The sequence below is a fragment of the Corynebacterium sp. HMSC14B06 genome (genome assembly GCF_001807075.1).
Classification (GTDB): Bacteria; Actinomycetota; Actinomycetes; order Mycobacteriales; family Mycobacteriaceae; genus Corynebacterium; species Corynebacterium jeikeium_D.
Window position 1 is genome coordinate 688 of record NZ_KV787387.1, and the last position, 413, is coordinate 1,100.

Annotated in this window: 1 rRNA gene (running past one end of the window); it reads right to left on the reverse strand. The window is 54.5% G+C overall.

Annotated elements, in window-relative coordinates:
• Positions 1-361 (reverse strand): 16S ribosomal RNA (locus tag HMPREF3130_RS07330); its annotated part reaches 687 nt to the left of the window's first position; the annotation flags it as partial.
• Between the last annotated feature and the right edge of the window lie 52 nt (positions 362-413).

The window sequence follows — 413 nt, forward strand, 5'->3', positions numbered from 1 at the left end:
ATTCCCCACTGCTGCCTCCCGTAGGAGTCTGGACCGTGTCTCAGTTCCAGTGTGACTGATCATCCTCTCAGACCAGTTACGGATCGTCGCCTTGGTGAGCCATTACCTCACCAACTAGCTAATCCGACCTAGGCTCATCTGATAGCGCAAGGCCCGAAGGTCCCCTGCTTTCTCCCGTAGGACGTATGCGGTATTAGCGTCCGTTTCCGAGCGTTATCCCCCACTACCAGGCAGATTCCTAGGCATTACTCACCCGTCCGCCGCTCGCCACCAGGTACAAGTACCCGTGCTGCCGCTCGACTTGCATGTGTTAGGCCTGCCGCCAGCGTTCAATCTGAGCCATGATCAAACTCTTCAGTTCAAACATCTAACTGGGTTTTGAGAAAACCCTAAACTTGGCTCAGCAATCGTTG